Source organism: Yinghuangia sp. YIM S09857, assembly GCF_051388915.1.
Lineage (GTDB): Bacteria > Actinomycetota > Actinomycetes > Streptomycetales > Streptomycetaceae > Yinghuangia.
The window spans coordinates 75,813-98,910 of record NZ_JBPKBH010000021.1 but is presented as its reverse complement, the minus strand read 5'-3'; the positions used below and the strand labels follow the sequence as shown (position 1 = coordinate 98,910).

Here is a 23,098-nt window from a genome sequence, read left to right as displayed (position 1 = left end):
CGGTCACGCCCCCGGCCGACCCGGTCCGCCGGACGGCGCGTCGCCCACCCAACTGCCGCCCCACAGCACGCCGGTGACCCGCAGGTCGGCGTCCAGGACGACGAGGTCGGCGCGCTTGCCGGCCTCGATCGACCCGACGCGGTCGGACATGCCCAGGGCGCGGGCGGGTGTCGTGGACAGCGCGCGCACGGCGTCGGTCATCGGCAGGCGGTTCTCGCGCACCGCGGTGCGCAGCGCGCGGTCCAGGGTGAGTGTGCTCCCGGCGATCGAGTCGCCGTCGACAAGGCGCGCTATCCCACCCTCCACCCGGGTGGTCATCGGGCCGAGCGGGTATGTGCCGTCCGGCATCCCGGCCGCGCTCATGGCGTCCGTGATGAACGCGACGCGGGACGAACCGGCTGCTTGGAAAGCCAGGTTGACGATGCCGGGGTGCAGGTGCACCCCGTCGTTGATCAGCTCCACGACGACGTCGCTGTCCTGGAGCAGCGCGGTGACGGGCCCCGGTTCGCGGTGGTGCACGCTCCGCATCGCGTTGAACAGGTGCGTGGCCACGGACGCCCCGGCGGCGAGCGCGGCCAGCGTCTCGCGGTGCGTTCCGTCGGTGTGGCCGACCGCGGCGAGGACGCCCGCGTCCACGAGGCGGCGCACGAGGTCGACGCCGCCGGTGAGTTCCGGGGCGAGGGTGACCATGCGGACGGTGCCGCGCCCGGCCTTGAGCAGGGCGTCGACCTCGGCGCGGTCGGGGTCGCGCAGCATGTCGGGGTCGTGCGCGCCACAGCGGGCGCGGCTGAGGTACGGCCCTTCCAAGTGCAGCCCGGCGAGCGCGCCGTCCTCCACGAGGCCGGACAACTCCGATACCGCGCGCAGCAGTTCGTCGTGCGGTGCGGTGACCAATGAGGCCATCGTGGTTGTCGTGCCGTGCGCGCGGTGGAACGCGGCGACGTGCAGGGCCTGTTCGGGATCGCCGGACATGTACGACGCGCCTCCGCCGCCGTGTACGTGCATGTCGACGAAGCCGGGTACGAGCCAGTGGCCGGTGAGGTCGAGGTCGGCTTCTTCGTGACGGCCGGTCAACTCGCCTGCTGTCTCCCCGGGCTGTGGGTCGCGTGTTGGCGAAGCGGTGCCGACGGCGGTGATCACCCCGTCGGCGAAGGCGACTTCGCCGGCGTCGAGAACGGCGTCGGGGAGGACGACACGGGCGCCGGTCAGCCGGGTCGTGCGCGTCACCGGGCCACCTCGACGGCGTCCCAGGCCAGCAGCGCGGCGCCGTGGCACCCGGCGTCGTCGCCGAGCGCGGCGGCCTCGATGTGCGGTACGTGCTGCACGGTCGCGCGTTCGAGCATGATGGTGCGCAGTGGCGCGATCAGCGTCTCGCCCGCGCGGGAGAGGCCGCCGCCGATCACGATGAGGTCGGTGTCGAGCAGCGCGAGGGCGATGAGGAGGCCGTCGGCGAGGACCGCGACGGCCTCGTGCCACACCTGCGTCGCGACCGGGTCGCCCGCGCCGACGCGGGCCACGACCTCGGCGGCGGTGGCGTGCGCGCCGGGCACGGCCTCGGCGTAGCGGCGGGCCACGGCCGGGCCGGACATTTCGGCCTCCAGGCAGCCGTGCGCGCCGCAGCCGCAGGGGGCGCCGCCGGGGCGCACGACGATGTGGCCGATCTCGCCGGCGCGGCCCTGGGCCCCGGCATACGGCCTCCCGTCGACGACGAACGCCCCCGCGACTCCGGTGCCGAGCGGCAGGAACAGGAAGTTGCCGCTGCCGCGCGCCGCGCCGATGCGGCCTTCGGCGAGGCCGCCCGCGCGGACGTCGTGGTCGAAGGCCACGGGTAGCCCGAGGCGTTCCGCCACGAGCGCACGCAGCGGCAGGTCGCGCCAGCGCAGGTTGGCCGACCACACGGCGACGCCCGCCCCGGCGTCCACGATGCCGGGCACCACGACACCGGCCGCGCGCGGGGTGAGGCCGAGCCCTTCGGCGGTCGCCCGCAGGTCGTCGGCGAACCCGACGATGCGCTCGGTGACGGCCTCGGGCCCGCCGTCCCGCCCGGTCGGTCGGCGCTCGGTGTGCAGGAAGTCCCCGCCGGGGCCGACCAGGCCGCCCTTGATGATGGTCCCGCCGACATCGAGCGCGATGACACACGTGGGCCCGGCCGCCGTGCCGCCTGTCCCGCCCCGCCCCGCCGCGGCGCCCGACGCGGACCGATGCGACCCGGGTGTCCCCGGCACCGGTGGTCCGCCGGGCTCCCGCAGGCGCGACGCGGCTTCGCGCGGTGCCACGTCGTTCACGAGCGGCTCGCGCGATGTGGCGTCGCCGCTCGTGGTCGCGCGCAACTCCGGTCTGCCCGAGGTGGGTTGGCTTGGATCGGGTTCACCGGAGATCGACGTGTCCGGGATCGACGCCGCCGTCGGTCGTGCGTCCGAGGCCCTTTCCTCCGCGACTCGCCAGTCTGCTGCCAGGGGTGGTTGTTCGGCTTGCCGATTCACGTTCTACTCCTGCTCCAGCACGACCGACCGCGTCAGGTGGCGCGGGTGGTCCGGGTCGAGGCCGCGGGCGTACGCGACGGCCGCCGCGAGGCGCTGTACGCGGACGAGTTCGGCCATCGGGTCGGCGCTCGTGGCGACCAGCCGTCCGCCGGTGGCCGCGACGTCGTCGGCGAGGCCGTCGGGAACCGGGCCGAGGACCCAGGTGACCCGGCCGGGGGCCGCGATGCTGATGGGCCCGTGCCGATACTCCATGGCCGGGTAGTTCTCCGTCCATGCCCCGGCGGCCTCGCGCATCTTGAGCGCGGCCTCCGCCGCCAGGCCGACCGTCCAGCCGGTGCCGAGGAACGTGAACTGCTCGGCCGCGACCAGTGTTTCGGGCAGCGGGTCGACGGCGGCCAGGGCGGCGTCGCGGATCGGCCTGTCGAGGTCCTCGCCGAGGTGCGCCCGCAGCAGGGCCAGGGTCGTGGTGGCGAAGCGGGTCTGGACGACCGAGACCTCGTCCGCGAAGTCGAGGAGCACCGTCTCGTCGGCGGCGTCGAACACCGGAGTGCCGGGCGAGCCGGTGACCGCCGTGCACGGGACGCTGCCCCGCAGGTCGGCGAGCAGGGCGAGGACTTCGGTGGTGGTGCCGGAGCGGGTCAGCGTGAGGACCCGGTCGTACGACCGCCCGGCCGGGAACTCGGAGGCGGCGAAGGCGTCCGTCCAGCCGTGCCCGGCCTGTTCGCGGAGCGCGGCGTAGGCCTGGGCGACGAACCAGGACGTGCCGCAGCCGACGACCGCGACGCGTTCGCCCGGGCGGGGGAGTCCGGCGACGGGGTCCCGCTTGTCGGTCGCGAGCGCCGCGGCGCGCGCCCACAGCTCGGGCTGCGACGCGATCTCGGCAAGCGTGTGTCCCGCACCGACGGCGGGGCCGTCCGTGCCGTGGCTCGGCGTCATGGGCGCTGCCTCCCGGGGGCGGATCGAGCCCCGTGGTGCTCGAATGTGCTCATTGAATAGCAGTTGAAAGCATAAAACTGCAAGAACGCCATACAGTGTGCTGTATGCAGGGCGCCGGTCGCCGGGCCCGCCGCGCACGCCGCCCGGCGCACCCGGGAGGATGGGCGCCGACACTGGGAGGTCTTGGTGAGCCGGTACGAGCGGTGGGGCGCGCTCCTGGAGCTGCTGGCCAAGGAGGGGCGCCTGGAGGTGGAGGAGGCCGCCGAGGCCCTCGACGTCTCCGCCGCGACCATCCGGCGCGACCTGGACCAGCTCGCGCAGCAGCAGATGCTCACCCGCACGCGCGGCGGCGCCGTGGCGCACTCGGTGTCCTACGACCTGCCGCTGCGCTACAAGACCGCCCGCCGCGCGCCCGAGAAGCAGCGCATCGCGGTGGCCGCGGCGGCGCTCGTCCAGCCCGGCCAGACCGTCGGCCTCAACGGCGGGACCACCATGACCGAGGTGGCGCGGGCCCTGGTGACGCGCGCCGACCTGCACGCGGACGGGGACGCGACGAGCCTGACCGTGGTGACGAACGCACTGAACATCGCGGGGGAGTTGGCGGTCCGCAGGCACGTCAAGATCGTGGTGACCGGCGGCGTGGCGCGACCGCAGTCGTACGAGCTGATCGGCCCGCTGGCCACCGGCATCCTGCGCGAGGTGGCCCTGGACGTGGCGATGCTCGGGGTGGACGCGGTCGACGTCGAGCACGGCGCGAGCGCCCACCACGAGGGCGAGGCGAGCATCAACCAGCTCATGGCGTCCGGCGCCGAGCGCGTCATCGTGGCGGCCGACTCCTCGAAGCTGGGCCGCCGGGCGTTCGCGCGCATCTGCCCGGTGGACGCGATCGACACTCTTGTCACGGACGCGGCCGCGTCGGATGCCCTGGTGGACCGGTTCACCGAGGCCGGGGTACGCGTCGTCCGCGTCTGACCCGGTATCTGACCCGGTTTCGGACCCGTTTCAGGTGTGTTTGAGGTCCGATTGAGGTCCGTTTCGGGGGCCGGTCGCGGCGTTGCGCGCGTACGGCATCACTTAATCGTTATCGATCGACAACTCTCGGGTTTGTCCGGTTGATTCGCTAACTACGCCAATTGTCGCCGGGAATCCCCGGGTGCTGAAACGTGTATCCCCGAGAATGCCGAAATTGGTGTAGACCTTTTGCCGCCAGGGGTGTTGACTGCGTACCAGCGGAGTTCCAAGATGCTCGTCACTGCTTGAAAGTTTGCGGGACAGGCAGTTTGCAAACACATATGAACAAGAGCAAGCAGGCCGGCTCCGCTTGTTCCGGAGCCGACGGCGACCAGTCGTGATCTCCGGTGAAAAGGTGGTTTCAGGGTGAAGCGTCACCTGATGGCAGCGGCTGCAATTGGACTCTCCGCCTCGCTGATGCTGACCGCGTGCGGTTCCGACGACGACAAGGACGACCCGTCCGGCAACGGCGCCTCCGGCGGCTCGGCCGGCGCGGGCGCACCGAAGGACGCCACGCTCAAACTCGCCGTCGCCGACTACGGCTCGGGCGACGGCAGCACGAAGGCGTACTGGGACGGCGTGATCAAGAACTTCAACGCCAAACACCCGGGGATCAAGATCGACCTCGAAGTCATCAGCTGGGATGACATCGACAAAAAGGTCGCCACGATGATCCAGAACAAGCAGCTCCCGGACATCCTGCAAACCGGCGGCTACGCCGACAAGGTCGCCGACGATCTGCTCTACCCGGTCAAGGACGTGATGTCCGACGCGACCCGCGCCGACCTCATCGAGTCCTTCCTGCCGTCGTCCTCGGTGGACGGCGAGCAGTACGGCATTCCGTTCACGTCCAGCGCGCGGCAGATGTTCTACAACAAGGACCTGTTCGCGAAGGCCAACATCACCGAGCCGCCCAAGACCTGGGACGAGTTGAAGGCCGCGGCCGAGAAGCTCAAGGCGGCGGGTGTGGCCACGCCGTACGGCCTGCCGATGGGCTCCGAGGAGCCGCAGGGCGAGTTCATGAACTGGTTCCTGGGCAACGGCGGCTCGTACAAGACCGGTGACAAGTACACGATCAACAGCCAGGCGAACGTCGACACGCTCAACTGGATCAACGACAACCTGGTCAAGACCGGTCTCACCGAGCCCAACCCGGGTACCAAGAAGCGCGCCGAGATCTGGACCGACTTCTACGGCGGCCAGGCCGGCATGGTCAACGGCCATCCGACGATGCTTCCGCAGCTCAAGAACAAGTACCCGAACATCAACTTCGGTACGGCGCCGATCCCGGGCAAGAACGGTCCGCTGACGGAGACGCTGGGCGTCGCCGACTACGTGATGGCGTTCAAGCAGAACGGCCACAAGGACCAGATCAAGGCGTTCCTGGACGTCGCGTACAACACCGAGAACCAGCTCAAGTTCCAGCAGGACAACTCGTTCGTGCCGGTGACCAAGTCGGTGATGGCCAAGATGGCCGCGGACCCGGCGAACGAGAAGCTCAAGCCGTTCATCGAGCTGATGCCGAACGCCAAGTTCTACCCGGTCAACGACACCGCGTGGGACGTCATCTCGCCCAAGATCAAGACCGAGCTGGGTGCGGCGGTCGGCGGCAAGTCGCCCAAGGAGGTCCTCGACCAGCTCCAGAAGGCGGCCGAGGAAGCGGTCAAGATGCAGTCGTGACGACCGCGGCCGGGCGGCTCGGGGGACCTTCGGGGAACTCCCGGGAACCTTAGGGGACTTCGGGAGACCTTTGGGAAACCTCCTGGGTCCTCCGGGACTTCGGGGAGACCTTCGGGGAACTCCGGGGAACGGGCCGCCCGGTCCGGCCGCGACACCGCCCGGGAGGGCCCGTACCGCCACCGCGGCCTCCGCCCGCCCGGCTTCCGCCCGGCCCGGACGGTGCCGCCCGGTCGTCCACCCGCGCCCGGGCGGCACCCGCCGGAGCCCGAACGACCCCTCGTGAGAGGGAGGAGCGAATCGTGCGCGCGTCACCACCGCCGTCCTCGCCGCAGGGCCCGACACCGGGGAGCCCGCGGGGGGACGCCCCGTCCGCCGGAGGGCCGCCGGGCAAGTCGGCTGCGGACAGCCGGACTTCGGACGTCTCGCCCGCGGGCAGCCCGCCCGCGGACAGCCCGCCCGCCGAGAGCCCACCTGCGGACACCCCGCCTTCCGGTGGGCCGCCGCGCGGCGCCCGGTTCCGGTCGGCGTCCCGGGGAAAACCGCCGAAGGACCGTCGCGGCCGCAGCCCCTGGCGGCGCTTCGAGCCGCTGCTGTGGCTCGGCCCGGCCATCCTGCTGATCGCCCTCGTCGTGTTGTGGCCGGTCGTCGAGATGGTGCGCAGCTCGTTCCTGCGCATCCGCAGGACCGGCGTGGTGAAGGGCTCCAACGGTTTCGACAACTACCAAAAGCTGTTCGACGAACCGGACTTCGGGCACGTACTGCGCAACACGCTGGTCTGGGTCATCTTCGTCGTGGCCATCACGCTGGTGCTGTCGCTCGGCCTCGCGCAGTTGTTCAACCAGCAGTTCCCCGGCCGCCGCGTGGCCCGCTGGGCGCTCATCATTCCGTGGGCGGCCTCGGTGTTCATGACGGCGGTGGTGTTCCGCTGGATGCTGCACCACAGCCGGGGCGTCATCAACACGCTGCTGGTCGATCTGCACGTCATCGACAAGGGCGAGGACTGGCTCGGCAAACCGGGGACCGCGTTCCCCTGGATGATCGCGGTCGCGGTGTTCGTGTCGCTGCCGTTCACGACGTACACGCTGCTCGCCGGGCTCCAGACGATCCCCGCCGACGTGTACGAGGCGGCGCGGATGGACGGCGCGTCCAAGTGGCGTACGTACCTGAGCGTGACGCTGCCGCTGCTGCGCCCCGCGATCCTGGTCGCGGTCGTGATCAACCTCATCAACGTCTTCAACTCGTTCCCCATCATCTGGGCGATGACGGGCGGCGGGCCGGGCTACCAGACGGACACCACGACGACGTTCATGTACAAGCTCAAGTCCACCGACATCGGCGAGAGCGCGGCCATGTCGGTCGTGAACTTCGGGCTGATCATCGTGCTCGTGCTGGTCTACCTGCGGGTGAGCCGGTGGAACAAGGAGACGGACTGACATGGCCGACCCGACCGCCGAGACGGCGGCTGACAAGGTGGCCGACCCCGGGACCGGGCAGGTGGCCGTGGACGTGACGGGCGGCGGTACGGGCGTAACGGCGCTCCCGGCCCCGGCCCCGCGTAAACGACCCACCGGAACCGGGCGCAAGCTCGCGATCGGCGCGGCCGCATGGGTCATCGCGATCCTGTTCGTGCTGCCGTACTTGGAGATGTTCGTCACCGCGCTGCGGCCGGCGGACCAGCTCACCGACGACAGCTACCTGCCGTCGGAGTTCCAGTGGTCGAACTTCATCGACGTGTGGAAGGACTCGACGCTCGGCGACAACCTCAAAGTGTCGCTGATCGTCTGCGCGCTGTCGACGCTGCTGGTGGTGATCGTGGCGCTGCCGGCGGCGTACTACACCGCGCGGCGCCGCTTCCGGGGGCGGGGGCTGTTCTTGCTGCTGGTGTTGGTGACGCAGATGTTCCAGCCGACGTCGCTGTTGGTGGGCCTGTACCGGGAGTTCTACGTTTTTGACCTGTTGGACTCCATGTGGGCGCTGGTGTTGGTGAACGGTGCGTTCAACCTGGCGTTCTCGGTGTGGATCCTGACGGCGTACTTCGGCTCGATCCCGGTGGAGTTGGAGGAGGCCGCGATGATCGACGGGGCGTCGCGGCTCGGTGCTTTGCGTCGCGTAACGCTGCCGCTGGCGATGCCGGGGATCGTGACCGCGGTGATCTTCACCTTCATCGCGGCGTGGAGTGAGTTCGTCGTCGCGCTCACCCTGATGACGACCCCGGAGAAGCAGCCGCTGACCGTCGGCATCAACAACTTCCTGGGTGCGTACGAGGTGCAGTGGCAGTACCTGTTCGCGGGTTCGGTGATCGCCATCGTCCCGGTGGTGGTCCTGTTCGCGTTTATTGAGAAGCACGTGGTGTCGGGCCTGACCGCCGGCTCGATCAAGTAGCCGGACGCCCCGAGCTGCGTCAAACCCACCGGGCAGGGCCCACCACCCCCAAAGCGCCCTGCCCGGTGCGGTTGACGCGGATCGGTGACGTAGGTCCTCAACGCCCCTATCGGGACGGGATCCGGTACGGCGAACGCACGCCGCTACGTTGCCCGTCCACGCTCCCAAAGCTCCTCCGCGTGCTCCGCGAACCGGTCGAACATGCCACCGTCCTGGGCGCGCTTCAGATGCATCATGGGTGAGTCGTGACCGACCAACCGGGCGAGGTGCGGGGTCACGAGCACGTCGGCGTCGAACCGGAAGACCGAGAGGCCGACATGGTTCGCGCCGTCCTCGACCGCAGAGAACCGAGACTCCACGCCTGCCACGCCGCCGAGCTTCGCGAGGTGTTCCAGAGTGATCCTGATCCGCGTGGAAACGGTCAATGCCACGTCCTCGACGGCTTCGCGCTGCTGAGTTGTCGGCGCGGCGGGATCGCCCAGAAGGAACCGGACCCGACAGCCCGCTTCGGCCTTTCGCCGCAAGGTCTGACACAGGGCAGGTTGTTCCAGCCACACGAAGTAGTTCGTGTACCCGGCGAAGAAGATCTCCGACTTCGCTTCGTCGATCAGCCGTGCCCATACGGAACTTGGGCACGCGGAACGGTAAGGGTAGGCCGCGACAAGTTCGCGATCGGGGCCGGTCTTGAGGACCCCCCGGACGGCCGACGGCCAGAGCATCAGTTCATCAACCCCTAGTGCGTCACTCACGTCCGCCCGGTTGCGCGGATGGGGGAGGAGCGCTTCGTCCGCCAGCCAACGCTCAACGGTCTTGGGCGTAACCCCCACGCGGCCGGCGAGCTGCCGTGCTGTCAGATTGGCGTCTGCCATACCTCGCCGAAGCGCTGAGTTCAACGCTATTCCCCCGGACGTCTAGGCGTTCTTCGACGGTAGTGCCGAGACGTCCTTCGTGTCCCCGCTTCTGGAGCTGGACCGCCCAACCGGGTGGCCATGCTCGACACATGGCAGGCGACGACGCACCCATGGCTCCCCCGCCGGTGGTTCCCGGGTACAGACCCGCGCACCCAAAGCCGGCCCCGCAAGGTTTCATGCGGCAACTCGCGCAACCCATGGCGCGGTTCGCTCCGCCACGCGTGATCCTCGTTGCCTGGGGCGACACCACCGTGAACGCCGTCGCCGCGATGGTCCGCGGCGGCAAGCTCGCCGAAGACTGCCGGTACAAGACCGTGGCCGCGGTCGCGAGCGTGGCCGGGGTGATGAGTCGGGCGCTTCTCTTCGACAACATCGCCGCCGGCTACGTGCGGCGCGAAGTCGATTTCCCTTACGCCGCATACCCGTTCGGCGACATGCCGCGAGTCGCGGACCACAGGACGGGGTTTGTACGCGTCCCGGCCACCCACATGGACAGGACCCGACCCGGCGCCACGTGTCGGCCGCGCGGGGCCGTCTGCCAGGTTCCAGATCCGGGGGGAGCGATGACCGAATACCGCGAGTACCTGGTCACACGCGAATCGGCCCTTCAGCGCGTCCAGGAAGCCCAAGAGCGATACGACGCCGACAGGGTGCGGCGCGGCCTTCCCGACCCGCCAAAGCTCCACGTGGAGCCGCCCCGAGTTGCCCTGACCAGCCGCGGCACCCACACCGAATGACGAGTTCCACGGCATGACCCGGTGCCGTCTCGACGGTGCGTACGCCGCCGTCCACGACGTCGACAGTGTCGCGCAACTCGTCCGGCAGTTGAGCCGCGCATGGACCCGCTTCCCGTGCCCGTCGGCCGGGAGCGCCATCAAAACCACAAGGGAGAGAGACCATGGGAAAGCACAAGGGCCCGCCCGTACCTGTCCAGCCGCCCCCGCCGCCGGTTCCGCCGCATCCGGACGGCCAGCAACCGCCTACGCGTCCGGGGCACGGTAAATGACCCTGAACCGCGCCGAGTTCATCCCTGACCGGGTGTGGCCCTTCGATCCGGAACGGGAGTCGTACGGGTCGGCTGTCGACCGGGCAGCCGACCCGGCCCGCTGGGCTGATCTCGCCAACGGCGACGTACCGCTTGTCACTCAGTGGGACGACGGCGAGCACGACGGTCCCGAACCGGGCACCGTGGCGACGTCGTCGGCATCCATGCCCCGAGTCGTGGATGCGATGCTCCGCGCACTCGACCCGCACCCGGGCGTGGGCGGCTCGTACCTCGACATCGGAACCGGCACCGGATACACGGCTGCGCGAATCGCCGAGATCGTCGGACCGTCCGGTTTCGTGACCACGATCGAAGTCGACGAAACCCTGGCCACTGTGGCCCGAGGCAACCTGAGTCGAGCCGGGATCCGCAACGTCGACGTGATCACCGGAGACGGCTTCAAGGGATGGCAACCGGCGGGCCCGTACAGCGGCGTGCATGTCACGTGCGGCATCCGGGAGATCTCCCACGCCTGGATCCGCCAGTGCCTCTCCGGCGCGAGCATCGTCATGCCCTGGGGCACCGACTACACACCACACGACTGGCTGTTGAAGCTGACCGTCAGCGCGCACGGAACGGCCACCGGCCGACTCGGGCAAGGGCTCTCGTTCATGAAAATGCGCGCCCAGCGGCGAACGTTCCCGGAGCACGGCGAATACGCGCCGGACGGATGGATGAACACGGCCCGTCACTCCGAATCGAAGCTGGGCGTCGCCGACGTCCTGGACGTCATCGGGGGAGACGGTGCGCTCGCCGTGAGCCTCCGCGTCCCGGGGTGCACCCAGAACGCGACGATCACCGACGACGGCGCGTCTGTCTGGGTCTACTCCCTCCGGGACAAGTCCGTTGCGGCTGCCGGGTTCGCGGACGGCATGACGCCGCAAGTCGTCCAGTCCGGCCCGCGCTCGCTGTGGGACGAAATCGAGAGCGCCCACAGATGGTGGAGCGCCAAGAGCAAACCTGAGCCGGAACGCTTTGGGTTGACGGTGACCACCACCAAAGTCACCGCCTGGCTGGACACCCCAAACGGCGAATCCTGGGCGTTGTGAGCCGCAGCCCGTGATCTGACAGCACCGTTCCCGAGTGCCCCGAGCGACACATGATGTTGCTCGGGGCGTCGACGCGACCAATCCGACGACATAGGACACGCATGCCGACCCGGGAGCCATGGGCAGCACTACCGCACTCGCTCAGGAGCGCCGTCGAAGACGCCGTAGGGGAGGTGCTGTCCGTCGACGAGCCCGCCATGGGGCGGTCGTCGGAGTTCTCGGCAATGCTCACCACGGTGCACAACGCGTTCTTCTGGAAGGGCGTACGCACCGATCGGTCGTACGCCTGGACGCACCGCAACGAAGCCGTCGTGGGGCCGTTGCCGCCCCCGGACATCGCGCCGATGCTGCTGTGGGAGATCGAACGAGACGGGTGGCTCATGCTGGGCTTCGAGCGGGCGCTCGGCGTTCACTCGTCCCTGTCGCGGGGCTCGCCCGACCTGGACGCCGTCCGCGAATTGGTCGTGCGGATCGGCGACGAGCTGACGCCGTGCCCCGCCGAAGCCCGGCGCCTGTCCGACCGTTGTGCGGACGCCCCCGGATGGGCAGCGCCTGTCGCAGCCGCCCGCCGACCTGGAACACGGGAGACGACTGGCCGACACGGCTCGACAATGGGCACGCCACAGGCTTGCGTAGCCCGATGGTCACGACCGCCCGTCCCACGCCGGGAGTTCGTCGGCATTGCCCGGCCAGGCCGCGAGCCACCGCGGCAAGTGCCCCCGGATCGTGGAAGGTCCGCCGGACGTCCGCGTGGCCGCCGATCCATTGGAAACGTTCGAGGACCGGGCCATGCGCGTGAGACACCATGATCGCGAGCCTGCGACGGACTGGTTGGCCAAACAGCCGAAGTCCAGATCACTGCTGTTGCCAAGCAACAAGCTTTCCTTCATGAGGAGGTGTCGGGGGAGACCTCGGGGGTGTTCGACTCGCCTGCGGGTTGGCAGGCCATCGCGACGTTGAACTGACGGGCATGTCTAGGCTGTTGATCATGAGTTTGACTTGGGAGCCCATTCAGGACTGGTCGACATTTCTGCGTAAGAGCGCGTTCTGGGTTTGGTACTACGGCAACCACGTCTATGTCGATGACGTCGATGCCGAAGAGGACCCCATCGAGGTGCTGCGGGAGCTCTTTGGCGAGGAGGACCCCGACGACCTGTACCGGTTGCTGGGGCCAGGTCTGGCGCGTGGCGACGGGACGCCGGGCAGTGCCCTGGAACTGCCGATGCCGGGCGGATTCACGTGGCGGCTCCAGTTCAAGGGCTGGCCGGCGGTGCATCACCACCTCGAACACCCGGAGTTCCCCGAGCCAGTGTGCCTCGGCTGGGACGACCCCCATCCGAAACTTCCGGAGCTGCCGTGGCGCGAGATCCGACCCCTGGTCGTCGACACGCTCGAACGACCGCAGCCTGCGCGGGTACCGGGGTATTTCGTCCTGCCGCTGCTGATCCCCATGGTGACCTGGCAACCCGACGAGGAAGACGAACTGCGCAGCCAACTCGGGGACGCATGGACCGGATCGGGAATCCTGACGCCGCATCAGGTGCAGGAGGTGACCATCCGACTCACCACGTTCCCGGATGATGCCCCCGCGCCAAGAGAGACCCCGACGGCTGTTCCCCCGCTGAGGGAACTGTTCGACGCGATCAGAACGCACCACCGGTAGGGGCCCCGGGAACGTACCGCCGCTCCGAACCGACTCTCCCCGGACGATTCGCTGACCGCCGCCATCGTCCGGCGTCGCTCGTTCGTCTCGAGCGTACGCTCGAACAAAGCGCCACCCGACCCCTCAAGCCCGTACGGGGGAGGCTGTCGTAGCGCTCTGGCACTCTGCCCGCCATGGACATCGGAGTGTTCTGGGCTGTGCTCGACGCCGCCAGGGACAGTGACCAGCCGCTCGATGTGGTCGTTGCCGAGCATCTGTCGGCCCTGCCCGCGGAAGAGATCCTCGCTTTCGAGTACCGCTTCGGCTGTTTGCGTGGTGCGGTCCACCGCTGGGACGTCTGGGCCGCTGCCCACCTCATCGGCGGGGGGTGGTGCGGCGACGACCGGTTCAGCGACTTCACAGCGGGGCTGGTGGCACTCGGACGCGAGTGGTTCGAACGGGCAGCGGCGTGTCCTGACGCACTCGCCGATCATCCTGTTGTGCGCGCTGCGGCGGTCGACGGCGACCAAGGCGTCATCTTCGATGAAAGCTTCAACTTCGTGGCGTCCACGGCTTATGAGCGACTGACCGGTGACGCGGAAGCGTTTTGGGAAGACTGGGATGTCTACACCGACATCCGCACCGCGACCGAATTGCCGGACAGCGCGGACATGGGCGAGGCGTTCGACTTCAGAGACGACCAGCAGATGCGCCGCCGCCTGCCGCGGCTGGCGGCACTCCATCTCGGCCCTGGTCCGGACTGATGCGCGGCGGAGCTCCAGGTTCCGGAAACCTCGCGCGACGTGCGCCGCATCAGGGGTGTCTCAACCAGGAAACGGCCGAACACGGCACGGGGAGTCGCGGCTCATCAGGCGCCATGCGCTCACAGCGCATTCCAGAGGCTCGGCCGAGGTTGAGAACTCAAGCTGACGGGTCTCATGCGGACCCGGGGTTCGGCGCTGGTGCGCTACGCGTTCCCGGCGGTTAGGACCGCCCGTCCCACGTCGGGAGTTCGACGGCCACCGCCGCGCCGAGCAGGAAACCCCGAGACTGCGATGCCGCAGACGGCTGTGACACCGTCGTCCCGGAACGGCCCGGCAAGGCCGCGAACCACTGCGGCAAGTGCCCCCGGGATCGCGGAAGGTCCGCCGGACGTCCGCGTGGCCGCCGGTCCATTGGAAACGCGCACTCGCCGGGAGGGCGAGTGCGCGGTCTCCGGGGCTAGTAGTTGATGACGTAAGCCTTGCGCAGGGTTTCGTGGACGGTCCAGCGGGTCTTGGCGCCCTCCGCCAGGACGCAGGCGTCGCCGGGGCCGACCTCGACCGTCTCGCCGCCTTCGACCTCGATCGTGGCGCGACCGCTCACGACTACGAACATCTCGTTGGCCTCGGTGTCGGTGACGACGCCGGGCGTGATCTGCCACAAGCCTCGGATGATCTTGCCGTCCTCGGACTCCCACAGCACCTTGCCGGAGACCTCGGGCGAACCGGAGACGATTTGCGACGGGTCGAGCGGGTCCGGTTCGAGCTCGGCGTCGGGGATGTGTACGGCAAAAGTCGACATGCGCGGAGCTTAGTGCCCGAATGGTCCGGCTCCGTCCCTGGGGGAGGGGGTCGGGATGCGCACGAGGGGGGTGAGTCGCGGAGCGTACCGCGCCCGACGGCTCAGTCGGGTGAATCGTGCGGTTTTCCGGTTCGCGCGGTGGTGCCGGTGCAGGGTGGCGTCGGTGCCGACGGGCAGAATGGCGGCACGGGACGAGAGCCCGCGCACGACGCACGGCGACGGAGGGGCGGACGAGGCGATGAGCGAGCCGGACACGGACAGCTACGAGGCGACCGCCCGGATACCGGGACTCGACGACCTCGCGGTCTTCCCGCAGCGCGCCCCCGAGGCCGAGAGTCCGGCCGTGCCGACCTCCGGCGGGTCCGGCGGCACCGACGGGTCGGACGGCGCGCCGCAGGGCGGCCTCACGGCGCGCGACGTCGAAATACTGGACTTCGAGCGCCAGTGGTGGCGGCACGCGGGCGCCAAGGAGCGCGCGGTACGCGACCGCTTCGGCTGCTCGCCGACGCGGTATTACCAGGCGCTGAACGCCCTGCTCGACCGCCCCGAGGCACTGGAGCACGACCCGATGCTGGTCCAGCGCCTGCGCCGGCTGCGCGCCGCCCGCCAAACGGCCCGCTCCGCGACAACGGTCCGCCGACACCGCATCTGAGCCGAGGCGGGGGCGCGGGTGCGCTGCCGCGCGGTGGGCCGGGACAGAGCGGAGCGACGGGCAAGCCTGCCTTTGTACCGCCGCGTGTTCGCCTCACCCTGCTATTTCGGAGTTAACGCTGATGTCCCCCAGCCGTTTCCGCCGCCCCCGCCACCCTCAGTACCCCCGCGACCTCACCGACACCGGCGACACCTTCGCGGGCTTCGGCCGCGACCCCGGCGTGTGGCGGCGCCCCGACCACCTCGACGAGCTGGACGGCGATCCCGCCCCGGACCCGTTGGACCGCCTCGGCCCCATCGGCTCGTCCGCGGTCGCCGTGGTGGCGGTCGCCGCGCTGGTCGGCGGGCTCGTCGCGGGCTTCGGCCACACCACGGACGGCAACTCGGCCGCCGCCCCGGACCGGTCCGCCCCGCAGGCGTCCCCCGCCGCGGCAGCCGTCCCCGCGCCCGCGGCTCCGGTCGACGCCGCGCCGCCCGCTCCGAACGCACCACGCGCGCTCGGCGACGTGGTCGTCCTCGACCAGGCCAAAACCCCCGCCGCCGCCCGCACCCTGACCGCGAAGCTGACGGCCGCGGGCTGGCGGGTCACCGGAACCGGGGCTTGGCACGGCCGCGTTCCCGCGACGACCGTCTACCACCCGTCCGGTCAGGAGGCCGCCGCCAAGCGCCTCGCCGCGGCGTTCCCGGAGGTGCGCCGGATCAAGCCCACCTTCCCCGGCATCTCCCAGTCCCGCCTGGTGGTCATCGTGGTCGACGCCCCGAACCCCCCGCTCGTCGCCAAGGTTCTGGGCACCGAGTCCCCGAACCCACCGGCCGGGGCACCGCCGCGCTGACGGGCATTGACGGGACGGGCGGCGCGTTCCGCGGTTGATGTGTCGGCGGCGATGCCCCTGATACCCAACCCCGGGGGCCACCCGACGCACCCGCCGGAGTGCCGCCGTGTTGGGAAGCTGTGGTTGGCACGTGGGCTGCATGGAGGGCACGATGCGCCGGTTGCGCGCCTGGCCGAACGAGTGCGACGAGCGGTCCGAGCCGCGTGCCGCGTCGCCTGCTCTGATGCGCCCGTGACACGGCCGCTCACGTGCCGCGGCGTCGGGGTGGGACACGACGGCACGCCCTACCGCCCCCGTGCCGGATCGCGGTCGCTCCTCCGTCCCCGGGTAGGTTGTTGCCCATGGACCTGCCGCACCCGACGACGACCGCGGGGAAGGCCGGGCTCTCGGCTCTCCTCGACGCCCCCGCCCGCGCCGTGGTCGCGCTCGACTTCGACGGCACGCTCGCGCCGATCGTCGACGACCCGCGTGCCGCGCGTGCCGATGCCGACGCGGTGGCCGCTCTCGCCCGTCTCGCCCCGCACCTCGCCGCGGTCGTGGTGATCACCGGGCGCCCCGCCGCGGTTGCCGTCGAGTACGGGGGCTTCGCGGGCGTACCGGGCCTCGACGGCCTCGTCGTGCTCGGCCACTACGGCCTGGAGCGCTGGGACGCGGCGACCGGGCGGGTCACCGCGCCCGACGTCCCGGAAGGCGTCGATGCCGTACGCCGCCAACTCCCGGGCCTGCTCGACTCGTTGGGCATGGCGGACACAACCTGGCTGGAGGACAAGGGCAGTGCCGTCGCGGTGCACACCCGCCGCGCGCCCGACCCGCAGGCCGCCCTGGACGCTCTCCGCACCCCGCTCGCCGAGTTGGCCGCCGCCAACGGACTCGCCGTCGAACCCGGGCGCTACGTACTGGAGTTGCGTCCCACCGGAATGGACAAGGGGCAGGCCCTGACCGCGTTCGCCGCCGAACGCTCGGCCACCGGAGTGTTGTTCGCCGGAGACGACCTCGGCGACCTCGCCGCCTTCGAAGCCGTCCAACGCCTGCGCGGCGAAGGCGTCGCGGGCCTCACTGTGTGCAGCGCCTCCGCCGAGGTGCGCGAGCTGGCCGAACGCGCCGACCTGGTCGTGCCCGGCCCGCCCGGTGTCGCGGCCCTGCTGGCGGCGTTGGCCGATCACCTGGACGCCGAAGCCTGACCGCCACCGTCTGATCGATCAAGCCTGACCGCCGCCGTCCGGTCGACCAAGCCCAGTGACCCAACCAACTCCCGCTACAACGCGTCCAGTTGGTCCAGAAACCACTGCTGCGGACTGAGCGCGGTTGCCGCCGCGGCAAGCCGCTTCGTGCGCTCTGCCCGCTCGTCGTACTCCATCGACAGTGCCTCGTGCAGCGCATCGGTGGTGGCGCTCACGTCGAACGGATTGACCACGATCGCGTCCGGCCCCAACTCCTCGTACGCGCCCGCCTCGCGCGACAGGACCAGGGCGCAGCCGTCCTCCGAGACCACCGGAATCTCCTTGGCCACCAAGTTCATTCCGTCACGGATCGGGTTCACCAGCGCGACGTCGGCGAGCCGGTACGCGGCCAGCGACCTCGGGAAGTCGTCGTTCACGTGCAGGATCAGCGGCTGCCATGTCCCGTCGCCGAACTCGTCGTCGATCTCCTTCGCGATGCGCTGCACCGCCGCCGTGTACTCGCGGTACTCCGGCAGATCGTGCCGTGACGGGTAAGCGAACGCGATGTGCACGACCCGGCCCAGCCATTCGGGACGCGTGCGCAACAGGTCCCGGTACGCGAGCAGTCCGCGCACGATGTTCTTGGACAGCTCGGTCCGGTCGACACGCACGATCACCTTGCGCTCGCCGATCACCTCCCGCAGCGCGGCCAACCGGGCCTCGACGTCCGGCCGCGAGGCCCGCTCGCGCAGGAAGTCCGCGTCCGCGCCCAGCCCGTGCACGCCGATCGCGGTGGTGCGTCCCCCGTGCGTCACGGTCATCGCCGTACGGTCGACCTCGGCCCCCAGCACCTCTTCGCAGCAGTCCAGGAATGCCCCGGCCCAGCGCCGGGTCAGGAACGCCGCCCGGTCGGCGCCGAGCACGCCTTCCAGGACGGCCCGCGCGATGTCGTCCGGCAGCAGCCGGAAGTAGTCCGGCGGTGCCCACGGCGTGTGGGAGAAGTGGCCGATCCGCAGGTCGGGGCGAAGTTGCCGCAGCAGTACGGGAGTCAGCGTGAGGTGGTAGTCCTGCACGAGGACCTGCGCGCCCTCCGCAGCCTCGTCCGCGAGCGCCTGCGCGAACGCCGAGTTGTACGCCTCGTACGACGCCCACTCCTTGCGGAAACGCCCGTCGAACACCGGCTTGGTGGCGGTGTCGTAGAGCAGGTGGTGGATGAACCACAGCGTCGAGTTCGCTATGGCGTTGTACGCCCGCGCGAACGTCCCCGGGTCGATGTCCAGCATGTGCACGGCGAGGTCGCCGGTGTCGTGCCCCGCGAGGTCGAGGCGTCCGGACGGGGCCTCCCGGGCCGCGGTGCGGTCCGCCTCGGACAGCGCCGCACACACCCACACCGCGCCGGTCCCCTGGCCCGCCGCCGACAGCCCGGAGACCAGTCCGCCGCCGCCGCGGTGCACGGAGAGCGATCCGTCGTCCTCGGTCCGGAAGGAGACCGGACCGCGGTTGGAGGCGACGAGGACCCGGGCGGCTGCGGTGTCAGGGCTCATGACTCCAACCGTAGCCACCCATCCGGTATGGCAAACCCGCCGTGCCGCGGACGCCCCCGGGGCGGCCCCTCCGGCCCGCGGCACGACGGCCGGGCCGATGCGCTCCCTCACTCCGTCCGCGTCCAGGCGACCGTGATCCGCATGTCGTCGAAGCGCCAGCCCGCGTCCGTGCGCACCGCCGTGCAGTCCGTCCGCAGACCGCTCTCCTGATGCGGCGGCTCGCCCTCGCGCCAGAAGTACACGAGTTGGCTCGCGGTGGCCGTGGCGCGGTCGCCGTCGACGCGCACCAGCACGTCGGCGTTCACGTGCTGGGTCGCCACGCCCTCGACCACGCTCTGCCGGAGGAACGCGACGAGCTCGTCGATCCCGCGCAGTTCGCCCGCCCGGCCCAGTACCACGGCGTCGTGGGCGAAGACTTCGTGGGCGTCGTCGTGGGCCTGGTCATCCAGCACCTTGGACAGGCGGGCGAAGAGGTCGGCTATTTCGAGGCGGTCGGAGACGGTCGAGACGGTCAAGGCGTCGGTGGACAGCATGGGACGGCTCCTTCATTGGTGTGACCAACATTGGGTGAGCCAACACTACGTCGAAATGTTGGTCTGGCCAACACTCAATTAAGGTGGCCGCCATGGACGAGATCCCCCGGCGCCTGACCGCGAAGCCGAGCTGGCTCATCAACCAGCTCTCCGTGCACTCCCGCCGCCTCGTGAACGACGGCTTCGTCGCGGCCGGGGCGCGCGGGCACCACTACCGGCTGCTCGCCGCGCTGCGGGAGTTCGGGCCCGCGAGCCAGGCGGAGTTGGGCCGCCGCTGCCGCGTCGACCGCAGCGACGTCGTCACCGCGCTCAACGGACTCGTCGCGCAGGGCAGCGTCGAGCGCACCCCGGATCCCGACCACGGGCGCCGCAACCGGATCATGCTCACCGCCGAAGGGGCCCGCAGGCTACGGGAGATGGACGCCGTCCTCGACCGCGTACAGGACGACCTCCTCGCCCCGCTCTCCCCGGACGACCGGCAGACCCTCACCCGACTGCTCCGCCGAGCCCTCGACCACCACGAAGGCCGGCCCGAGTCGCGTTCGTCGGACCACCACGAAGGCCGGCCCGGGACCCGTCCGTCAGACCACCACGAAAGCTAACCCGAACCCCGCGCCGAACCCCGCCCCGCGGCCCACCGCCGGGACCACGCCCACCACGAACACCCCTGAAAACCCCGCCCGTTCGCACCCCCGGGGGCAGCCCGCTCAGCCCGCCAGCGCCGTGCGGTTCCGGTACTCCGGGATCGTGATCATCGGCGGCCGCTCGTGCGCGGCCACGTCGTGGCTGCTCACCCGGAAGCCCTTCTCGTCCCGCTCGAACTGCGCGAACACCGTGTTCAGCCCGCCCGCCCCCGTGCGGACCCGCCCGTCCCGGTGCAGGCGCTCCAGCACCGCCTGCCAGATCTCCCCGGCCATCCGCCCGAGCCCCGCCTCGTCCTGGTGGCTGTGCCGGCGTACGCCCACGTCCACCTGCGCCATCGCGTCCAGCCCCACCGATTGCAGCGCGTCCACCAGCATCGCCGTCTCGACGCCGTAGCCGCAGGGGAACGGCAGGCGTTCGAGCAGGCCCCGCCGCACCGCGTACTCGCCGCCGAGCGGCTGCACGAACCCGGCCAGTTCGGGCCAGTACATGTTGAGCAGCGGTCGCGCGACCAGCTCGGTGACCCGGCCGCCGCCCGCCGGCACGACGGTGTCGCCGATCTCCAGCGGGCGGTCGTACATCGCCTTGACCAGCTGCACCGAGGGGTCGGTCAGCAGCGGTCCGAGGATGCCCGATACGAAATCGGCTGAAAAATCACGCAGATCGGCGTCCACGAAGCACACGATGTCGCCACTCGTGACCAGCAGTGAACGCCACAGCACCTCGCCCTTGCCGCGCAGCGCGGGGATGCGCGGCAGGATGTCGTCGCGGTGCACGACGCGCGCACCCGCCCGCGCGGCCACCTCGCCGGTGCGGTCCGTGGACCCGGAGTCGACCACCACCAGCTCGTCGACCAGCGGATACCGCTCCATCAGCTCGGTGCGGACGGTACGGACGATGTCGCCCACGGTCGGCTCTTCGTCCAGCGCCGGGAGGACGACGCTGACCCGGTTCGCCCGGCCGGCCCGCTTGGCCTCCAGGAGCCTGGGCACCGGCCAGTCGGCGGCGGTCGAGGACCGTCGTTCCAGCCAGTGGATCACCTCGGGCAGCACTGTCGCGTTCCCCTGTCGTTGCTTGTCGTGCGCGGGACATCGTCTCGCGGGTCGGACGCGGATGATCGGCCGGCATCCGGTTCGGTTACAGTCTTGGTCACGAGATACGACGATCGCACGTCGGCTCGGACAAACGCGGAGCGGCCGCGCGGTTACCCCCTGGGGGTGGCCGACGGCACATCGCACCGCCATAGAGCTCATCCAGAGGGGCAGAGGGAACGGCCCGTTGAAGCCCCGGCAACCATCCGATTCGGTACACCCATGTGCGCGTCGCACGCGGGGCCCCCGGCGGACTGGTGCCAAGTCCGGCCTGCGGGGACCCCCGTGGGGAAGATGAGGAGAGAGGCCCCATCGCCATGGCTGTGATCGCACAAACCCTGACCCTCGCGCCCGGCTCGTTCGGGTCCGCCGTCGCGCTCTCCTGCCGCGAGTGCGGCGAGCGCTACGAACTTGGTCCCAAGTTCGCGTGCGAGTTCTGTTTCGGGCCGCTGGAGGTCGCGTACGACTTCTCCGGCGGCGTGACCCGCGAGCGCATCGCGGCCGGTCCGAACAACATCTGGCGCTACGCCCCGCTGCTCCCGGTGCCCGCCGACGTCGCGGAGCACCCCAATCTGAACCCCGGCTTCACCAAGCTGGTCGAGGCCCGCAACCTCGGTCGCGAGCTGGGCATCAAGAGCCTTTTCGTCAAGGACGACTCCGGCAACCCGACGCACTCCTTCAAGGACCGCGTCGTGGCCATCGCCGTCGAGGCGGCCCGCAACTTCGGCTTCACCACCCTCTCCTGCTCCTCGACCGGCAACCTGGCCGGCGCGGTGGCCGCGGCGGCCGCCCGTGCCGGGCTGCGGTCCTGCGTGTTCATCCCGTCCGACCTGGAGGCCGGGAAGGTGCTGACCGCCGCGGCGTACGGCGGCGACCTGGTGGCCATCGAGGGCAACTACGACGAGGTCAACCGCTTCTGCTCGGAGCTGATCGGCGACACGGCGGGCGAGGGCTGGGGCTTCGTCAACGTCAATCTGCGGCCGTACTACGGCGAGGGCTCGAAGACGCTGGCGTACGAGATCGCCGAGCAGCTGGGCTGGCGCCTGCCAGAGCAGATCGTGGTGCCGATCGCGTCGGGCTCGCAGCTCACCAAGATCGACAAGGGCTTCCGCGAGCTGGTCAAGCTCGGGCTGGTCGAGGACACGCCGTACAAGGTCTTCGGCGCCCAGGCCGAGGGCTGCTCGCCGGTCTCCACGGCGTGGAAGGCCGGGCACGACGTGATCCGGCCGGTCAAGCCGGACACCATCGCCAAGTCGCTGGCCATCGGCAACCCGGCGGACGGGCCGTACGTGCTGGACGTGTGCAAGCGCACCGGGGGCGCGGTCGAGGACGTCGACGACACCCGCGTGGTCGAGGCGATCAAGCTGCTGGCCCGCACCGAGGGCATCTTCGGCGAGACCGCCGGCGGGGTCACGGTCGGCTGCCTGAAGAAGCTGGTGGAGACCGGGCAACTGGACCCGGAGGCCACCACGGTCGTCCTCAACACGGGCGACGGTTTGAAGACCCTGGACGCGATCGAGTCGACCACCGGCGCGACCGCGACCATCCGTCCCTCCCTTGAGTCCTTCCGAGAGGCTGGCCTGGCATGAGCGTTTCCGTGCGAATCCCGACGATCCTGCGTACCTACACCGGCGGCGCGGCCGAGGTGACGGCCGAGGGGGCCACGCTGGCCGAGGTGATCGAGTCGCTGGAGAAGTCCTACCCGGGCATCGCCGCCCGCGTGCTGGACGACCAGGGCAAGCTGCGGCGCTTCGTGAACGTGTACGTGAACGACGACGACGTGCGCTTCGCCGAGGGCCTTCAGACGGCCACCCCGGACGGTGCGAACGTCTCGGTCATCCCGGCGGTCGCGGGCGGCTGCTGACGGCGGCCGCCGAGGTCCGCCGGGCGCCCCCGGGTGATCCGCTTCGCGCAAGTCCGCCGTACGGTCTCGGCCGTGCGG

At 70.4% G+C, this 23,098-nt stretch carries 22 protein-coding genes and 1 riboswitch; of the genes, 14 read left to right on the top strand and 8 right to left on the bottom strand.

Annotation, left to right across the window (positions count from 1 at the left end; translation table 11 throughout):
• Window positions 1-3 precede the first annotated feature (3 nt).
• From nagA to ACRX5S_RS32985, 3 genes are read right to left on the bottom strand one after another with little or no spacing between them, the layout of a single operon-like run.
• Complete coding sequence (nagA, locus tag ACRX5S_RS32995; RefSeq protein WP_436776862.1) at window positions 4-1,227, bottom strand: N-acetylglucosamine-6-phosphate deacetylase; 1,224 nt, start codon at window positions 1,225-1,227, stop codon at window positions 4-6.
• The gene (locus tag ACRX5S_RS32990; protein ID WP_436776861.1) at window positions 1,224-2,483 is read right to left on the bottom strand and encodes an ROK family protein; all 1,260 of its coding nucleotides are present in this window, start codon (window positions 2,481-2,483) and stop codon (window positions 1,224-1,226) included. The genes nagA and ACRX5S_RS32990 overlap by 4 nt, the downstream gene beginning before the upstream one ends.
• 3 nt (window positions 2,484-2,486) lie before the next feature.
• On the bottom strand, window positions 2,487-3,419 hold the full coding sequence (locus tag ACRX5S_RS32985; protein ID WP_436776860.1) for an SIS domain-containing protein: 933 nt from the start codon (window positions 3,417-3,419) through the stop codon (window positions 2,487-2,489).
• A gap of 186 nt (window positions 3,420-3,605) precedes the next feature.
• Between ACRX5S_RS32985 and ACRX5S_RS32980 the strand changes: the two genes are divergently transcribed.
• The 4 genes from ACRX5S_RS32980 to ACRX5S_RS32965 all read left to right on the top strand — a co-directional run bounded on the left by ACRX5S_RS32980 (window position 3,606) and on the right by ACRX5S_RS32965 (window position 8,492).
• Window positions 3,606-4,391 (top strand): DeoR/GlpR family DNA-binding transcription regulator, encoded by a 786-nt coding sequence (locus ACRX5S_RS32980; protein WP_436776859.1) that lies wholly within the window; start codon window positions 3,606-3,608, stop codon window positions 4,389-4,391.
• A 405-nt stretch (window positions 4,392-4,796) separates the two neighbouring features.
• Complete coding sequence (locus ACRX5S_RS32975) at window positions 4,797-6,110, top strand: extracellular solute-binding protein (RefSeq protein ID WP_436776858.1); 1,314 nt, start codon at window positions 4,797-4,799, stop codon at window positions 6,108-6,110.
• 299 nt (window positions 6,111-6,409) lie between these two features.
• A complete protein-coding gene (locus ACRX5S_RS32970; RefSeq protein WP_436776857.1) occupies window positions 6,410-7,543 on the top strand; it encodes an ABC transporter permease subunit in 1,134 nt (377 codons plus the stop codon).
• 1 nt (window position 7,544) lies between these two features.
• Window positions 7,545-8,492 carry a carbohydrate ABC transporter permease gene (locus tag ACRX5S_RS32965; protein ID WP_436776856.1) on the top strand — a complete coding sequence of 316 codons (948 nt, stop codon included), beginning with the start codon at window positions 7,545-7,547 and terminating at the stop codon, window positions 8,490-8,492.
• A gap of 143 nt (window positions 8,493-8,635) precedes the next feature.
• Here ACRX5S_RS32965 and ACRX5S_RS32960 read toward each other — a convergent pair whose 3' ends face one another.
• Window positions 8,636-9,361, bottom strand: a complete 726-nt coding sequence (locus ACRX5S_RS32960; protein ID WP_436776855.1) for an XRE family transcriptional regulator — start codon at window positions 9,359-9,361, stop codon at window positions 8,636-8,638.
• 263 nt (window positions 9,362-9,624) lie between these two features.
• Between ACRX5S_RS32960 and ACRX5S_RS32955 the strand changes: the two genes are divergently transcribed.
• The 4 genes from ACRX5S_RS32955 to ACRX5S_RS32940 all read left to right on the top strand — a co-directional run bounded on the left by ACRX5S_RS32955 (window position 9,625) and on the right by ACRX5S_RS32940 (window position 13,903).
• Window positions 9,625-10,140: a hypothetical protein gene (locus ACRX5S_RS32955; RefSeq protein WP_436776854.1), complete on the top strand. Its 516-nt coding sequence runs from the start codon at window positions 9,625-9,627 to the stop codon at window positions 10,138-10,140.
• Window positions 10,141-10,405: 265 nt separating this feature from the next.
• On the top strand, window positions 10,406-11,497 hold the full coding sequence (locus tag ACRX5S_RS32950; RefSeq protein WP_436776853.1) for a methyltransferase domain-containing protein: 1,092 nt from the start codon (window positions 10,406-10,408) through the stop codon (window positions 11,495-11,497).
• Window positions 11,498-12,485: 988 nt separating this feature from the next.
• Window positions 12,486-13,160, top strand: a complete 675-nt coding sequence (locus ACRX5S_RS32945; RefSeq protein WP_436776852.1) for a hypothetical protein — start codon at window positions 12,486-12,488, stop codon at window positions 13,158-13,160.
• Window positions 13,161-13,333: 173 nt separating this feature from the next.
• Window positions 13,334-13,903, top strand: coding sequence for a DUF4240 domain-containing protein (locus tag ACRX5S_RS32940; RefSeq protein WP_436776851.1), 570 nt, complete (start codon window positions 13,334-13,336; stop codon window positions 13,901-13,903).
• A gap of 457 nt (window positions 13,904-14,360) precedes the next feature.
• Here ACRX5S_RS32940 and ACRX5S_RS32935 read toward each other — a convergent pair whose 3' ends face one another.
• Window positions 14,361-14,702 carry a cupin domain-containing protein gene (locus ACRX5S_RS32935; RefSeq protein WP_436776850.1) on the bottom strand — a complete coding sequence of 114 codons (342 nt, stop codon included), beginning with the start codon at window positions 14,700-14,702 and terminating at the stop codon, window positions 14,361-14,363.
• Window positions 14,703-14,865: 163 nt separating this feature from the next.
• Here ACRX5S_RS32935 and ACRX5S_RS32930 point away from each other — a divergent pair, with 163 nt between their 5' ends.
• The 3 genes from ACRX5S_RS32930 to otsB all read left to right on the top strand — a co-directional run bounded on the left by ACRX5S_RS32930 (window position 14,866) and on the right by otsB (window position 17,367).
• Entirely contained in the window at window positions 14,866-15,354 is a 489-nt protein-coding gene (locus ACRX5S_RS32930) for a DUF3263 domain-containing protein (protein WP_436776849.1), read from the top strand.
• A gap of 121 nt (window positions 15,355-15,475) precedes the next feature.
• A complete protein-coding gene (locus ACRX5S_RS32925; protein ID WP_436776848.1) occupies window positions 15,476-16,186 on the top strand; it encodes a LytR C-terminal domain-containing protein in 711 nt (236 codons plus the stop codon).
• 341 nt (window positions 16,187-16,527) lie between these two features.
• Complete coding sequence (gene otsB / locus ACRX5S_RS32920; RefSeq protein ID WP_436776847.1) at window positions 16,528-17,367, top strand: trehalose-phosphatase; 840 nt, start codon at window positions 16,528-16,530, stop codon at window positions 17,365-17,367.
• A 74-nt stretch (window positions 17,368-17,441) separates the two neighbouring features.
• Here the strand turns inward: otsB and ACRX5S_RS32915 are convergent, their stop codons facing one another.
• Window positions 17,442-18,890 (bottom strand): alpha,alpha-trehalose-phosphate synthase (UDP-forming), encoded by a 1,449-nt coding sequence (locus tag ACRX5S_RS32915; protein WP_436776846.1) that lies wholly within the window; start codon window positions 18,888-18,890, stop codon window positions 17,442-17,444.
• 107 nt (window positions 18,891-18,997) lie between these two features.
• Complete coding sequence (locus ACRX5S_RS32910; protein ID WP_436776845.1) at window positions 18,998-19,423, bottom strand: nuclear transport factor 2 family protein; 426 nt, start codon at window positions 19,421-19,423, stop codon at window positions 18,998-19,000.
• Window positions 19,424-19,515: 92 nt separating this feature from the next.
• On the opposite strand from ACRX5S_RS32910, the gene ACRX5S_RS32905 reads away from it, so the two are divergent.
• Window positions 19,516-20,025, top strand: a complete 510-nt coding sequence (locus ACRX5S_RS32905; protein WP_436776844.1) for a MarR family winged helix-turn-helix transcriptional regulator — start codon at window positions 19,516-19,518, stop codon at window positions 20,023-20,025.
• Window positions 20,026-20,130: 105 nt separating this feature from the next.
• Here the strand turns inward: ACRX5S_RS32905 and ACRX5S_RS32900 are convergent, their stop codons facing one another.
• On the bottom strand, window positions 20,131-21,117 hold the full coding sequence (locus ACRX5S_RS32900) for a glucosyl-3-phosphoglycerate synthase (RefSeq protein ID WP_436776843.1): 987 nt from the start codon (window positions 21,115-21,117) through the stop codon (window positions 20,131-20,133).
• 194 nt (window positions 21,118-21,311) lie between these two features.
• Window positions 21,312-21,457, top strand: a riboswitch (SAM riboswitch).
• Window positions 21,458-21,473: 16 nt separating this feature from the next.
• Here ACRX5S_RS32900 and thrC point away from each other — a divergent pair.
• Window positions 21,474-22,745 carry a threonine synthase gene (thrC, locus tag ACRX5S_RS32895; RefSeq protein WP_436776842.1) on the top strand — a complete coding sequence of 424 codons (1,272 nt, stop codon included), beginning with the start codon at window positions 21,474-21,476 and terminating at the stop codon, window positions 22,743-22,745.
• Window positions 22,742-23,020, top strand: coding sequence for a ubiquitin-like small modifier protein 1 (locus tag ACRX5S_RS32890; RefSeq protein ID WP_436776841.1), 279 nt, complete (start codon window positions 22,742-22,744; stop codon window positions 23,018-23,020). The genes thrC and ACRX5S_RS32890 overlap by 4 nt, the downstream gene beginning before the upstream one ends.
• The last annotated feature ends 78 nt before the right edge of the window (window positions 23,021-23,098 follow it).

What these genes read in the sequence shown, in the direction of transcription:
- ACRX5S_RS32985 (WP_436776860.1), bottom strand. Translation starts at nt 3,419, where the DNA reads ATGACGCCGAGCCACGGCACGGACGGCCCCGCCGTCGGTGCGGGACAC.
- ACRX5S_RS32965 (WP_436776856.1), top strand. Translation starts at nt 7,545, where the DNA reads ATGGCCGACCCGACCGCCGAGACGGCGGCTGACAAGGTGGCCGACCCC.
- ACRX5S_RS32960 (WP_436776855.1), bottom strand. Translation starts at nt 9,361, where the DNA reads ATGGCAGACGCCAATCTGACAGCACGGCAGCTCGCCGGCCGCGTGGGG.
- ACRX5S_RS32950 (WP_436776853.1), top strand. Translation starts at nt 10,406, where the DNA reads ATGACCCTGAACCGCGCCGAGTTCATCCCTGACCGGGTGTGGCCCTTC.
- ACRX5S_RS32945 (WP_436776852.1), top strand. Translation starts at nt 12,486, where the DNA reads ATGAGTTTGACTTGGGAGCCCATTCAGGACTGGTCGACATTTCTGCGT.
- ACRX5S_RS32940 (WP_436776851.1), top strand. Translation starts at nt 13,334, where the DNA reads ATGGACATCGGAGTGTTCTGGGCTGTGCTCGACGCCGCCAGGGACAGT.
- ACRX5S_RS32935 (WP_436776850.1), bottom strand. Translation starts at nt 14,702, where the DNA reads ATGTCGACTTTTGCCGTACACATCCCCGACGCCGAGCTCGAACCGGAC.
- ACRX5S_RS32925 (WP_436776848.1), top strand. Translation starts at nt 15,476, where the DNA reads ATGTCCCCCAGCCGTTTCCGCCGCCCCCGCCACCCTCAGTACCCCCGC.
- otsB (WP_436776847.1), top strand. Translation starts at nt 16,528, where the DNA reads ATGGACCTGCCGCACCCGACGACGACCGCGGGGAAGGCCGGGCTCTCG.
- ACRX5S_RS32915 (WP_436776846.1), bottom strand. Translation starts at nt 18,890, where the DNA reads ATGAGCCCTGACACCGCAGCCGCCCGGGTCCTCGTCGCCTCCAACCGC.
- ACRX5S_RS32910 (WP_436776845.1), bottom strand. Translation starts at nt 19,423, where the DNA reads ATGCTGTCCACCGACGCCTTGACCGTCTCGACCGTCTCCGACCGCCTC.
- ACRX5S_RS32905 (WP_436776844.1), top strand. Translation starts at nt 19,516, where the DNA reads ATGGACGAGATCCCCCGGCGCCTGACCGCGAAGCCGAGCTGGCTCATC.
- thrC (WP_436776842.1), top strand. Translation starts at nt 21,474, where the DNA reads ATGGCTGTGATCGCACAAACCCTGACCCTCGCGCCCGGCTCGTTCGGG.
- ACRX5S_RS32890 (WP_436776841.1), top strand. Translation starts at nt 22,742, where the DNA reads ATGAGCGTTTCCGTGCGAATCCCGACGATCCTGCGTACCTACACCGGC.